This window comes from bacterium (assembly GCA_021371935.1).
Classification (GTDB): domain Bacteria; phylum Armatimonadota; class UBA5829; order UBA5829; family UBA5829; genus UBA5829.
The window spans coordinates 40207-52764 of the sequence record JAJFVF010000008.1 but is presented as its reverse complement, the minus strand read 5'-3'; the positions used below and the strand labels follow the sequence as shown (position 1 = coordinate 52764).

Here is a 12558-nt window from a genome sequence, read left to right as displayed (position 1 = left end):
TTTATTCTTACTTACCACTTAGCGCACAGCAGATTCCTCGTCGTTCCTCCTCGGAATGACTGGGATTGAGACGTCGCTCGAAATAATCAATACAAAATATCAATCACTAAATCAGATAGCGCCCTCACCCTAACCCTCTCCCCCAGGAGAGGGAACAGGCAGGCATCTCAATACACACCAAAACAATAATCAATACAAAATACTAATTACTAAATCCTAATTACTCAATCCTGAAAGGGGTCGTTCGGGTCGGGATCGAGAACAGGGATAAAGCTCGGCTTGGCATCGGGTGTCATCTGGACGCCTGCTTTCTTGCGCACACAGTTCCTGAAATGGCTGACCGGGTCATCGGGCTTGCGTTGAAGAGTTATGTTCATCGCACGCACTATCTCAGTCGTGTCAGCCGCTGATGAGACTATATCGCTGACATCATTGCGGCTTACACCGCCATCCAGACGGTTCAGATTCCGCCATACAGCCTCCTCAAGAGGCAGGTCATTCGCCGGAGGGAACATCTTGATGCCGTCCGGCCCGCGCAGTATATTGGGCCTCGGGAACTTCACGAATATCGGCTGGTTAAAGTGCGGATGGCGGACCATCAACTGACCCTTAGAGAGTGTCGCCAGTTTCTCCTTCGTGGCAGAGGTGAGGACCTGGTAGCCTGGTGTGGCGAGTTCGTCCATATCCATACGACCATATATGCATGTCGCTGAGTTGCCGACAATGCGCTTGTGCACCTGGCTGCGGAACTGCTGCGCCGAGAAGAGCACCAGCCCCAGATAACGCCCGCGCTCGGATATATCGAGCAGGGTCTGTTTGAGGTAGGTCTCCTGACCGTCTGACGGAGCGTATTTATTGAGCTCGTCCACCACCACTATCACGTGCTTCACGCCCAAATCGCCCTTTTCGAGCCTCTGTCTGAGCTGACTCACGATCCTGGTGAAGACCAAATCCTGCGCCTGCGGATCGACATTGGCGACATCAACAACATACACTGCGCGGTCCTCGAAATCACCCCAAGGCAGGTCCGACCTGAACTCGTCCGGGCTGACCAGACCCTGATATCGGGTGCTGAGGTTCGAGAGGCGATTGTAGACCTTGCGGATGGTGGCGTAGTGATGGGTCTTCCATTCGGAACGGTTGCTCTGCTCCATTTCTTTTAAGACCATATCGAACCAGTGGTTCATGTCCTGGAAGTTGCGCACGGTGATCTGCTGGCCGTTGACCTCGATGGTCTGATTAACCACACGATCCTTGATATATGAGATCAGGGCATCGGCTTTGGCATCCACATCGTCACGGTTCAACACGACTTCCGTAAACTCAAGAATATCTGTCAGACCCCACGAGAGGGGCGTGACGTCACCGACCAGGTCGGCATTGGTGCGCAGAGTGTTGAGGTTCACCCTGTCGGACTTGAACGGCGCAAAATACTTCACTTTCTTGAACGGCTCGCACGGCATACCGAGCAGCTTATACATCTCGGCGTCACGGTCGTCTATCGTATCTATGCCGTGCTGCTTATACAGCTCATGATATTGGCTGGACTTATCGACCTTGCCCGGAAAATCCAGGAAGAGCATATCGGGACCCTTGACATTGAAACAGACCACCGCAATGCCGTCGTCATCATGGTCCTTGAAGTGCTCGAAAATGCTCAGCAGGATAAACTCGATTGAGCTGGTCTTGGTGGCCAACCCCGAGACGCCCGTAATATTGAGATGCGCCGCTTCGGGGCCGAGCAGGAACTCGGAGTCCAGGTAAACAGGTGAGAGCAGGTCGCCGTTCTGATACAGGCCTATCGGGATGCCGCTCTTTTCCCAGAAGCCGTCCATGCGCAGGGCATTTCTGACTACTAAATCATCCGCCAGATACACAGGCGCTACGGGCACGGGCTGCAGCGGCTCCTCAGGCTCTACACGCAGCACAGCCGCAGTATAACATCGCACCTCATGGCGAAGTGTAGGAGCTTCAGAACCCGGATCGCCCTCTGAGCCGATGTAATCGTTCATTGCTGAGTTGAGATCGGTAAATCCGAACCCCTCCACTACGACTCCGTAGACCTCAAGATCGCCCTTTTTGACCATGACCAGAGTGCCGATGCCGACTTTACAATCGCCCTCGGCTGCCCAGAAGCTGAAACTGTAGGCAGTGCTTGGCTTTGCCTCGGTGGCTACCACTCGACCGACTTGTATAAGGTTTTCCTGCTCCATTTTTATGCTCCGTAAAGTGGCGACATGGATATCAAATGAGTTTTATATGAATCCTTAGTCTTTACTAGTGTCCACTGTTCTATAAATATTCAGTATTTCATTTCGGAAATCACTGTCGAATTCTTGCGACATTACTTCCACTGATTGAATAAGCGCTTCCAGAGCTTCTTCCGACACTATACGCTTATATCCTATCTCCTTTAGCTTCTCCACGGGGTATGGCATATAAGACAAAAGGTCAATTATCAGGTCTGCTACATCGTCTTGCTCTGAAGACAACGCATCTTGAATGGCAATCACTATGTTGGCAATTTCCTTATCTGTGGCATTAGATATTCGCTCTACAAAGAACTTCTGCAATTCTTCTGAAACTGCCGGGAAGTACAAGGACAAGCGATACCCAGCTTCTGCTCGGACATCAGACGCACTATCAGATGTAAGCAATACATTTGTAAGATATTTCCATGCTTGTTCTTTGGTAAGTCCATCTGGTCCGACAATGTGATCGTTGGCAGCATCAACCGAAACTTCTTTTACTGCAGATAGAGAGGCTGGCTGAATCGAGAATGACTCAATAATGTCCGACAATGAACCCGATATGTTCTTCACATCCAAACGGCTATTGTTAGTCAGAGGAATGTTTATCGTATATGGTCCTTGAGTGCTTACTATATGCCTTGATTGTTCAGACAAATCAAACCAGACCGCTGTGTCAAGAGATGGACTATAAACTACTCCAATTGTTGGAAGTGTATATCTTGCCCAATATTCATAATGCTCTAGGTTATCCGAAAACTTGAATGTTTTACTACTAAGATCTAATCGTGAATCACCACTCCTTATCTGCAATTTTGCCAATTGCCCTGACGCATATCCATCATGCACCAGTTCTATCTCTGCATCAATGCCAGTATCACTGCATTGAGTTTCGCGAAAAATAACTCCAGCACGTGCAAAAATATCACCTGTATGGTGCACGCCCATTCTTTCAACAAAATCTGTATCTCTTGTCTTTGGCATTTTCCCTTGCTCAGTCGCCCATAACTACTAAACTTGAGATTGCATTACATTAGCAAAATATGCAAGACAAATAAAGCATCAAGCATCTTATTAAACAGAAATCCATAAAATACTAGACATGCTGTCCCAGATCATTGTATAGATCGATTTGACTCAGTGAGCGAGGCTGATCATAAGAGAATCGAGAGATGTATGACTCGGCGCAACGCTCTTCATGTATAGCTCGCAGTCATGGATCGGGTAGATCAGTCTATCCCACCTGGCGTCCGGCATGCTCAGCGGGCTTCTCTCAGCCAGCAGCCATCGTGATATCTCATCCGCCATCTCCAGTGTCCGCTCGCATTTGGCTGCCTCGACACGCACCAGGCCAAAATAGACGTCGCGGCCGTCATTGGGGCGAAGGCGCAGATACCAGCTGTACACATCCGGACGATTGCGGCCCTTGGGTATGAATACTCCGCTGCGCTCGCCGGTCTTGAGACTCAGAATCTTTTGCTGATCTTCCCACAGAAAATACTGTGTCTGGTGGCTTTTTATCAATCCGACTATATTTGGCGAGTCGTACCTGTGATAGTCGCCGCTCAGGGAGCCGTCTACCAGAAGCCAATCATCCCTACCATCAAAATCGGAGAGCCACTTCGATGTGATTCTGCTCTCAAGATCGGAACGGATGTCACTTACTTTCTTCTCCGCACGCTCAATCACAATCAGCGGGTGCTCCTCAGGCGACTTACCGCGCTCACCGGTATCCACAGTATCGAACCCCGAGCTTGCAAGCTCCACCGGCGCACCCGGAAAATCATACGGAAAATAAAGTGACTCTCTGCGAAGGAAGTCGTGCTTGCGCATGCGGCGATCCTCACCGCGCACGCGGATTGTCGCTGCGACATATCCATACATCATCGGAAGCTGCGAGCCGAAGTATATTGGTCCACGCGGGCGCTGCATTCCGTCCATGAAATACGCCAGCTTGCCATGCTCCGCCTCGCCTACCGGGACCGCATCTATATTCCTGCCCTCGAGGTCGGATCCGGCCTGTCGAGGCTCGGCTGCGGCCAGAATCATGGGCATCTCATCGAGGTCATTGCGAGCCAGAACGACGTGAATATCGCGCTCGGCTTGAGCGTGGACATATGAGGATAAATTTCTGAGAAGTTCGCTCATTTCACCTTCCATAGGATGCGAACATACGTTAGTCCGCATTATTCACGAGGAACGTGAATAATGCTCTCAAAGACCCGGATTATGCGGTATGCGCATAATCCGGGTTAGGTTAATCTACCATTTGACGAGCTTCATGTCAATATGCTTGCAGGCACTGCTCAGTTTGAATGAATAAATAAGGCTCGGCAGGAGCCTCGCCCTCCCATATGGAATTTCGGATGAAGCATTTGCGGCAATATTCGTGGGGTTTACATAATTTGAAAGGCAAATGCTTCAGCCCTACGCTTGAACATACACTTATGCCGTCACAAGCTCCCATATGTGCGGAAGAGCGACACCGGCAGGTTCGGGTATCCAAAAATGCGCATAGTGTGTGAGTGCGCCTTGAGTGGGGTTGACTTCGACTATCTTCGCGCCGTGGTGTATCGCACGCTCGGCAAACCCGTATCCGCCTGAGACCTCCCCGGACGTGCCGACAATAAGCATCAGGTCGCACTCGGTCGCGGCCATAGTCGAGGCAATAAACGCTTCCTGAGGAACATATTCGCCGAACCACACTATATCCGGCCTGCACAATCCTCCACATCCACTGCACTTCGGCAGGCTGTCATCATCAAATTCATCGGGGAAATCATAATCCGCCACCATATGAGTCCGTCCGCAGTCAATGCACCTGACCTTTGTTACATCGCCATGAATCTTCACTATCTTACGGCTGCCCGCGCGCTCATGCAGATCATCGACATTCTGAGTGCACAGCAGAAACTCCGGGTAATAACTCTCCATCTGAGCTATGGCCACATGACCGGGATTGGGCTGGGCTGCTGCTATCTGCTTTTGGCGGGTACGATATAGGTTCCAGACCATAACCGGGTTATGCAGAAAACCATCGAGTGTGGCAAAAGTCATTGGATCATACTTGGTCCACTCGCCGTCGAGGTCCCTGAATGTGGGCAGGCCCGACTCCTTGCTGACACCGGCTCCCGTAAAAACAAAGACATTCCTGGACTTTTTGAGAATGTCTATCAGTTGGTCTTGTGACTGCTCTTTATCTGCCATATTTATGACTCCGAAATATCAGGTGCTTGTATGAGAATATGCGGTAGATCGGAATTATTATAACCACATCTCTCCATAAGCTGCAGGTGTGGATAGTGTTCACCCACCTCATAGAGATTATGCGAATCGCTGCCGAAAGCAAGTTTCACACCCGACTCAACGCACTTGATCACAAACTCCTCGCTGGTAATCTGGTTGTGAAAGTTGATCTCTGCAGCAACATTGTGCTCACGCAGCAGCCGAACAAGTGGATCAACCAAGCGCTCAGGAACTTTGTTCTTCGTCCCGTGAAAGATTCTGAACGGATGTGCGAGTATATCGATTCCGTGCTCAAACATCACCGATAGGCGGCGCAGCATCTCATCGCTTGCTTTATCCATATCAGGCTCGCTCTTTTTCAATTCCTCCAGCCAGTGTATGGAAGCAAGCCTCACTTGTATTTTTTGCATATCCTCTGGGCGGACAACCGGTTTGCCGGAATAATCACAGTCTAGCTCCAGCCCAAGATATGCAGGTGGACAGTAATGACTTGCCAGCTCAAAATAATCTGACAGTCGATCCTGATGGCCGTGGTCTGTTGCCAGTCCATCCTGCATAAACTCTGCGTTCCAGAACGTTGGAAGGTCGAAATACAATTGGCCGGAATGTTCAGTAAATACAAAACCGCCCAACCCGAACTCGTCAGCCAGTTGCACTGTAAGCTCGGGATCCATATTCTCCTGGCAGTATGCAAACGGTGTGTGGACATGATAATCAATCAGCTTCAGCTCCGGCGGCAGAGAAAGCTGATGCTGACGTGTGCTTACTGCATCGCCGTCCATCTCTATCTCAACAAAGCTAAATGGAGATTCACACAAAGCCGGGACGATTATTGATTTACCGGTTCCATTTTGAACCTGATTATCACCCGCATGATAGTGCCCGCTTATCGAGAGCGTACAGTTGTTATCGTCAAACGCAGACCAGACTTCCTGTGCATTGGTCAGCGAATATGGGCTGGGGCCACTTCTCGGAGCAAAGAGCGGCACATGCTGCAAGGATATGATAGGCCCTGCATGCCCATTGCGCGCGCTCTTCATGAGCTTTATATCGGCTAATGATCGGCTGGCATTGGAATCCGGCTCTTCATTATCTATAAAAGTTACGAACCTTATATCATCTATGTCGGTTATGCTCGAAGGTCTGTCAAAAACGCTGTAGAAGACATCCGCGTCAGGATCATGGTTGCCGGGAATCACAATGAGCCGGCTGTCGAGTCGGTCAGTTATGCTTTTCAGTGTTTGAAGCTCTTCGAGGGCGCTTGGGCTGTCTGGATCGTCTATTAAGTCTCCCAGGATGAGCGTAACGTCGGGTTTTATGTATCTATTTAACCTCTGAACCGTGCGAAGAAGAAGAATATGAGCTATTGCGCTGCGCCGCTTGGCGCATTCATCCAGAGAGATATTCTTGTAATGAATATCACCAATCACTGCTATTCTAAAGGACATAAAAACACTCTGTTAAATATTGCAAAGCTAAAGCGGGTATTCCTACCTTAACTCTGATTTCATTATATATTAGTTCCTGGGCAGTTGGCGGCAATCCTTCGTGAGTCCACATAAACAGTGAAGATTGACGTAAGCAAAGGAACATACCGAGCGGTATGGCAATCTTATATATTAGTCCGTATTATGCGTAAAGCTCATAATACGGTTCTCCGAAAGCATTATTCACGTTTCTCGTGAATAATGCGGGCTAGAGGTATATGTCAATGGATAGTCACAATGATTTTCGGTGGAAAGTATGGTTCTTCGCGCTGACGTTTTGTCTGTCGGCTGTATTCTTTTCATGCGTCACCGCTGCCATCGCAGATTACAAAGAAGGCGAACTTATAATCCGATATAAAGCAGGCGTGAACGCCAGCACAGCATCGGTGGGCACTGTAGCGAGCGCAAAAGTGAAACGGGAAATCAGCCAGATACGATCCAAAAGGATCAAGCTCCCAAAAGGTATTTCCGTGGAAGATGCAATCGCGAAGTACAAAAAAGATCCGGCAATCGAGTATGTCGGTCCGAACCACATTATTCACATCTGCACGGAGCCAAATGATGAATACTACCTCGACCCATGGTTATACTGGTACTGGCAGTGGGGTCTCTATTCGGACATATACCCCAACGCTGGAATCCAGGCTCCCGACGCCTGGGACATCACCACCGGCAGTTCTGATGTGATTATCGCAATTGTGGACACAGGGGTGTATACCAATCATGAAGACCTGGCCGGCAAGATTGTGACCGGACGCAACTTCGTTACGGGCGCTTCCGACCCCACTAATGCAAATGACGATAACGGCCACGGCACGTTTACCGCAGGTATCGCCGCGGCGCAGACCAATAATACTATCGGCGTGGCAGGGGTGAGCTGGGGAGCCAGGATTATGCCGATCAAAGTAATGGATGCAGACGGATATGGCCTGGAGTCCGATGCCGCCGAGGGGATAATCTGGGCAGCCGATAATGGCGCAAAGATTATTAGCATGAGCATGGGCGGATATGATGATGTTCCCGCTGAACAGGCTGCCATAGAGTATGCATATAACAAAGGCTGTGTGCTCGTCGCTGCAAGCGGCAATGATGGACTGAGCACGTCGTTTTATCCCGCGTCGTATGATCAGGTGATTGCAGTCGGCGCATCCAATGAAAACAGACAACGCTGCACCGAAAACGACTGGGGCGCAGGCGGAAGCAATTATGGAGAATACCTCGATGTTATGGCGCCGGGCAATGAAATAATGAGCACATGGTGGGATGAAGGCGGCAGCACATATAACATAGCGTCAGGCACATCAGCCGCCGCTCCTTTCGTAGCCGGCATCGCTTCGCTCATATGGAGCCTGCACCCAAGCTGGAGCAACGGCGAGGTGGTCGAACAGATCAAACTGAGCTGCCGTGATATCGGCACGACAGGATGGGACCAATATACCGGCTGGGGGCTGGTTAACGCCTATCACGCGCTGGTAGACCCGCCTCTGGCATCGAGTAAGATCAGTGATCTGTCTACCAAATCAAGCGGAACGTTGGTGAAAGTGGAAGATGCTGTCATTACCAGCGGCAGCGACCAGCTATCGGACAGAATGTATATCGAACAGAACGACCGCACCAGCGCGATTATGCTTCCATTCACTACCGTCCCGTCAGGATATTCCGAAGGAGATATTGTGCAGGTGATCGGAACACTCATGACCCAGAACGGTGAAAGAGTGATTCAGGGAGCCTCGCTGTCTGAGAGCGGCACTCAGACTCCACTCAAACCATTCTTGATGCAGACGAAGGCTGTCGGTGGAGGCACATTGGGTCTTAAACCCGGGGTAGACAACGGTTTTGGATTAAATAATGTGTCGCTGCTTATAACCATCTGCGGCAAGGTGACAGCAACAGGCTGGACTTATTTCTACGTTGATGACGGATCGAACCTCGAAGATGGATCGGGATTCACTGGGGTCAAGGTGATTTGCGGAAGCCTAACGAAGCCGGCAAAGGATGACTATGTCAGAATTACAGGTATATCGAGTGTGGAGCAGCCCGAAGGCCTTGAGATATATGTGCCTGTTATAAGGGTAAGAAAGCAGGACGACATTCAATCGATGCAATGACGCCGGGGTTGAAACGCCTACAAAGTATTCACGGCGTCACACAACTTAAATATTAATATTAAAGTTCTAATTGACTTAGCCAATATATTGAGATATACTGCAATTAGTAAGTTCAACAATTGTTTTGCGCTAGCATTCTGATTACATTGTCCGCTGCATACCCAGAGACTTAATCTGTAAGGTATGAGCGAGACGGAAGGAGAAAAAAGATGCGCAGCGAGTGTTATCGGCTGTACGCCATTTTGGCAGTAATTGCTCTGATGGGAGCACTTGGAATATCTGCAAGTGCTGACCCGCCGTCATGGTCCAGTTTTGACCCCGCCGACGTCACCGGCATATTCCTCACACAATTACCGACAACAGACCAGCTGACATATTCATTGTCAATGGATTCTCACCCCACTATCACGCTCTCCGGCTGCACTTATACAGTAAACTGGATACAGGCATATTTCCTTGTCAGCCAGGACCAGGATGCACCTATCGAAGCTACCAACGCCGTCGGTATCAACAACTGGACATGGGAGTATAAGAGCACTCCCGGCGCAATTGCAGGGTGGCACGGCACTGATCAAACCAGGATTCGACAAGGTGGCAGCAAGACACTCGCATACGAAACACTCAACATAGATAACAACAATGTGCTCTCAGGTATGCATATAGGTTATCAGGCCGATGCCACAACTGAAGTGACAGGATGGTACAAAACTACATTGATTTCTGTCCCTGAGCCGTCGTCTATGATAGCGATATTTGTGGGGTTGACTTCGCTGATACCTATTATTTCGCGGAGAAGACATTAGTTTTAATCAGAGGGATCGGCATCTGGACCCGAACATAGATCGTAAAATATTCAGGGCAAGAATGCCCATTATAAGCCACGTCCGGGGCAGGAATACCCCGGACGATCAGCTTTCGTCATTTCCGCGAAAGCGGAAACCCAAACACCTAAGCTATATTATATAGTGCAGTTTCCTGGATTCCCGATCAGGTCGGGAATGACATGGTTGAACACCTAGAATCATTCTCCAACCCTTGCACCGCTTTTTTTTACTTTTGTGCAAAGCAGATTCCTCACGTTCGTTCGGAATGACTGGAATTGAGACGCCACTCAAATAATCAATACAATATACTCAATACTAAATTGGATGGCGCCCTCACCCTAGCCCTCTCCCCCAGGAGAGGGAATGAGGCCGACACTCACTTCGGGCATCATCACACGACACCTGTCACGGTCGCCAAATATCAAAGAATGGTTCACAGCAGATTCCTCGCTTTCGCTCGGAATGACTGGAATTAAGACGCTTTTCCGCTTTTTTGATACGAAACCCGCACACATGGGCAAATAATCAATGCAATATACTCAATACTAAATCAGAAGAGTCCTGGTATGTTCAGGCCGCCAGTCAGAGCTTCCAAACGCGACTGCTTCATCTCAACACTCTTTTCCAGAGCCTCGCGGACGGCGCTGACAACCAAATCCTGAAGCATTTCTACATCCTCAGGGTCGACAACCTGCGGGTCGATCTTGATCTCAAGAATCTCCTGTTTGCCGTTCGCCACGGCTGTGACCATGCCGCCGCCGGAACTGGCCTCGATGCGCTCATTGCCGAGTTCTTCTTCGATGCGGGCAGTCTCCTCGGCCATCTTTTGGACCTGCTTCATCATATTGCCCATACCGGGTATGTTAGGCAGACCTCCAAATCCTTTTGCCATTATTTTTCCTCCCAAGGGTCGTTGTCGATCTCTACGGGGGTGCCGTCGAAGATCGTGAGTACGTCGTTTATGAGCGGGTGCTGAGTCGGCTCACTAGGTTCGTCGGCATGAGTATCGGCGCCATACCCGCCATGGTTGTCAGGCTCATCCTCGATGCTGACCGTTCTGACTTTGAGTTTTGCACCGAGAATATCCCATAAGCCTCTCTCTACCCACTCGGAGCCTTTGTCTACGCGCTCGCGATGAAACTCCCATTTTTTGGTGAAGCCGAGAGTGAGCACATGGCCTTCCAGAGCCACCGGATGCCCCTGCTGCGCGAGAGCCGAAATATTGGGCTGCTTCAAAATCTTCTGAATGTGCTTGAGTACCTTGCTCCAGTCACGCTGGACCTCGCCCAGACTCACGCTCACACCGCCGTTGCCGGACTCATCGGCTGTCTCCTGAGCAGCAGCGCTCGCTACAGGCTCAGCGGCTGGTTTCGGCGCTTTGTGACCCGAAGGTTTCTCAGCGGCAGCAGGTTTAGGCGGTTTGGACTGTTTGGCCGGCTCAGGCTCGGATGTGTCGGCCATGACAGGCTGGGGTTCCGGTCGGCTGACCGGAATGACGGGCTGTGATACGACGGGAGCCTCCTTCGGCTTTATCATAGCCTTGAGCAGCGCCATCTCCAGACCCAGGCGATGCTGTTCGTTCCACTTGAGGTCCTTTTCGGCTGCGCTGAAAACGTCAATTATCCGCACAAGGCGGTCCTGAGTGAAGCTGTCGGCCTGGTCACGCCAGCGTTTGTTATCCTTGTGGCGCGTATCGGCTCCCACCTTGAGCGCCAAAACATCTCGAAAATGGCTCGCGGCGTCTTTCAAGAGTTCGCGGACGTCCTTGCCCTGGCGCAGAAGTCTGTCTGATATGTCGAATGCTGCTGCAGTGTCGGTCGACGCCAGGACCTCGCCCATCTCAAGCAGTACATCCTCCTCGACCGAACCCAAGACCGTATATATGTCCTTGGCGGTTATGGCATCCTCAGTATAGGCCATAACCTGTTCGAGCAGACTCAGAGAGTCGCGATATGAACCGTTTGCGGCGCGGGCGATGAGGTCGAGCGCATCTGCATCAATAGTTGCACCCTCACCCTCGGCTACATACTTCAATCTGCCGCCGATCTCATCAGCCGTACCTCGCCTGAAATCGAACTGCTGGCAGCGGGATCGTATGGTGATGGGAATCTTCTGAGCCTCTGTGGTCGCCAGAATAAAAACTGCATGCGGAGGAGGCTCCTCCAGAGTCTTCAAAAATGCGTCCTTTGCAGTCGCCGAAAGCTGGTGGGCTTCGTCTATGATATACACCTTATAGCGGAATTGCATAGGGGCATATTTCACGCCGTCGCGCAGGGCATCGACATCGTCCACTCCCCTGTTCGACGCGGCGTCCATCTCGATCACATCGACCGCGCTGCCCTCCATGATCGCAAGGCACGCATCGCACTTGTTGCATGGATCGGGTGTGGGACCGTCTGATGCCTGGCAATTCAAGGCTTTGGCGATCAGCCGAGCAACAGTCGTCTTGCCTGTCCCCCTGGAACCGCAAAACAAATACCCCTGCCCTATCCGGCCCGCCTTGATGGCGTTCCTGATCGTCCGCACGACATGATCCTGGCCGATTACATCATCGAACGTCTGAGACCTGTATTTACGATAGAGGGAAATGTAAGTCATCGGTTATGGTTTTGAGTTGTGAGTTTTGAGTCGGGATACCATACAT

General features: G+C 50.6%; 9 protein-coding genes. 2 read left to right on the top strand and 7 right to left on the bottom strand.

What is annotated here, in order from left to right:
• Positions 1-224: 224 nt before the first annotated feature.
• From LLG46_06315 to LLG46_06295, 5 genes are all read right to left on the bottom strand, one after another.
• Positions 225-2213: an ATP-binding protein gene (locus LLG46_06315; protein ID MCE5322912.1), complete on the bottom strand. Its 1989-nt coding sequence runs from the start codon at positions 2211-2213 to the stop codon at positions 225-227.
• Positions 2214-2267: 54 nt separating this feature from the next.
• Positions 2268-3233 carry a DUF4365 domain-containing protein gene (locus LLG46_06310; protein MCE5322911.1) on the bottom strand — a complete coding sequence of 322 codons (966 nt, stop codon included), beginning with the start codon at positions 3231-3233 and terminating at the stop codon, positions 2268-2270.
• A gap of 153 nt (positions 3234-3386) precedes the next feature.
• Positions 3387-4397 carry a hypothetical protein gene (locus LLG46_06305; protein ID MCE5322910.1) on the bottom strand — a complete coding sequence of 337 codons (1011 nt, stop codon included), beginning with the start codon at positions 4395-4397 and terminating at the stop codon, positions 3387-3389.
• A 297-nt stretch (positions 4398-4694) separates the two neighbouring features.
• Entirely contained in the window at positions 4695-5456 is a 762-nt protein-coding gene (locus LLG46_06300; protein MCE5322909.1) for an NAD-dependent deacylase, read from the bottom strand.
• Positions 5457-5458: 2 nt separating this feature from the next.
• Positions 5459-6943 carry a metallophosphoesterase gene (locus tag LLG46_06295; GenBank protein MCE5322908.1) on the bottom strand — a complete coding sequence of 495 codons (1485 nt, stop codon included), beginning with the start codon at positions 6941-6943 and terminating at the stop codon, positions 5459-5461.
• A 263-nt stretch (positions 6944-7206) separates the two neighbouring features.
• Between LLG46_06295 and LLG46_06290 the strand changes: the two genes are divergently transcribed.
• Both LLG46_06290 and LLG46_06285 read left to right on the top strand, forming a co-directional pair.
• Positions 7207-9090 carry a S8 family peptidase gene (locus LLG46_06290; GenBank protein MCE5322907.1) on the top strand — a complete coding sequence of 628 codons (1884 nt, stop codon included), beginning with the start codon at positions 7207-7209 and terminating at the stop codon, positions 9088-9090.
• Positions 9091-9299: 209 nt separating this feature from the next.
• Entirely contained in the window at positions 9300-9893 is a 594-nt protein-coding gene (locus tag LLG46_06285) for a hypothetical protein (GenBank protein MCE5322906.1), read from the top strand.
• A 571-nt stretch (positions 9894-10464) separates the two neighbouring features.
• Here the strand turns inward: LLG46_06285 and LLG46_06280 are convergent.
• Positions 10465-10806: a YbaB/EbfC family nucleoid-associated protein gene (locus LLG46_06280; protein MCE5322905.1), complete on the bottom strand. Its 342-nt coding sequence runs from the start codon at positions 10804-10806 to the stop codon at positions 10465-10467.
• A complete protein-coding gene (dnaX, locus tag LLG46_06275; GenBank protein ID MCE5322904.1) occupies positions 10806-12512 on the bottom strand; it encodes a DNA polymerase III subunit gamma/tau in 1707 nt (568 codons plus the stop codon). The genes LLG46_06280 and dnaX overlap by 1 nt, the downstream gene beginning before the upstream one ends.
• Positions 12513-12558 lie beyond the last annotated feature (46 nt).

What these genes read in the sequence shown, in the direction of transcription:
- LLG46_06290 (MCE5322907.1), top strand. Translation starts at nt 7,207, where the DNA reads ATGGATAGTCACAATGATTTTCGGTGGAAAGTATGGTTCTTCGCGCTG.
- LLG46_06300 (MCE5322909.1), bottom strand. Translation starts at nt 5,456, where the DNA reads ATGGCAGATAAAGAGCAGTCACAAGACCAACTGATAGACATTCTCAAA.
- LLG46_06285 (MCE5322906.1), top strand. Translation starts at nt 9,300, where the DNA reads ATGCGCAGCGAGTGTTATCGGCTGTACGCCATTTTGGCAGTAATTGCT.
- LLG46_06305 (MCE5322910.1), bottom strand. Translation starts at nt 4,397, where the DNA reads ATGAGCGAACTTCTCAGAAATTTATCCTCATATGTCCACGCTCAAGCC.
- LLG46_06280 (MCE5322905.1), bottom strand. Translation starts at nt 10,806, where the DNA reads ATGGCAAAAGGATTTGGAGGTCTGCCTAACATACCCGGTATGGGCAAT.
- dnaX (MCE5322904.1), bottom strand. Translation starts at nt 12,512, where the DNA reads ATGACTTACATTTCCCTCTATCGTAAATACAGGTCTCAGACGTTCGAT.
- LLG46_06315 (MCE5322912.1), bottom strand. Translation starts at nt 2,213, where the DNA reads ATGGAGCAGGAAAACCTTATACAAGTCGGTCGAGTGGTAGCCACCGAG.
- LLG46_06310 (MCE5322911.1), bottom strand. Translation starts at nt 3,233, where the DNA reads ATGCCAAAGACAAGAGATACAGATTTTGTTGAAAGAATGGGCGTGCAC.
- LLG46_06295 (MCE5322908.1), bottom strand. Translation starts at nt 6,943, where the DNA reads ATGTCCTTTAGAATAGCAGTGATTGGTGATATTCATTACAAGAATATC.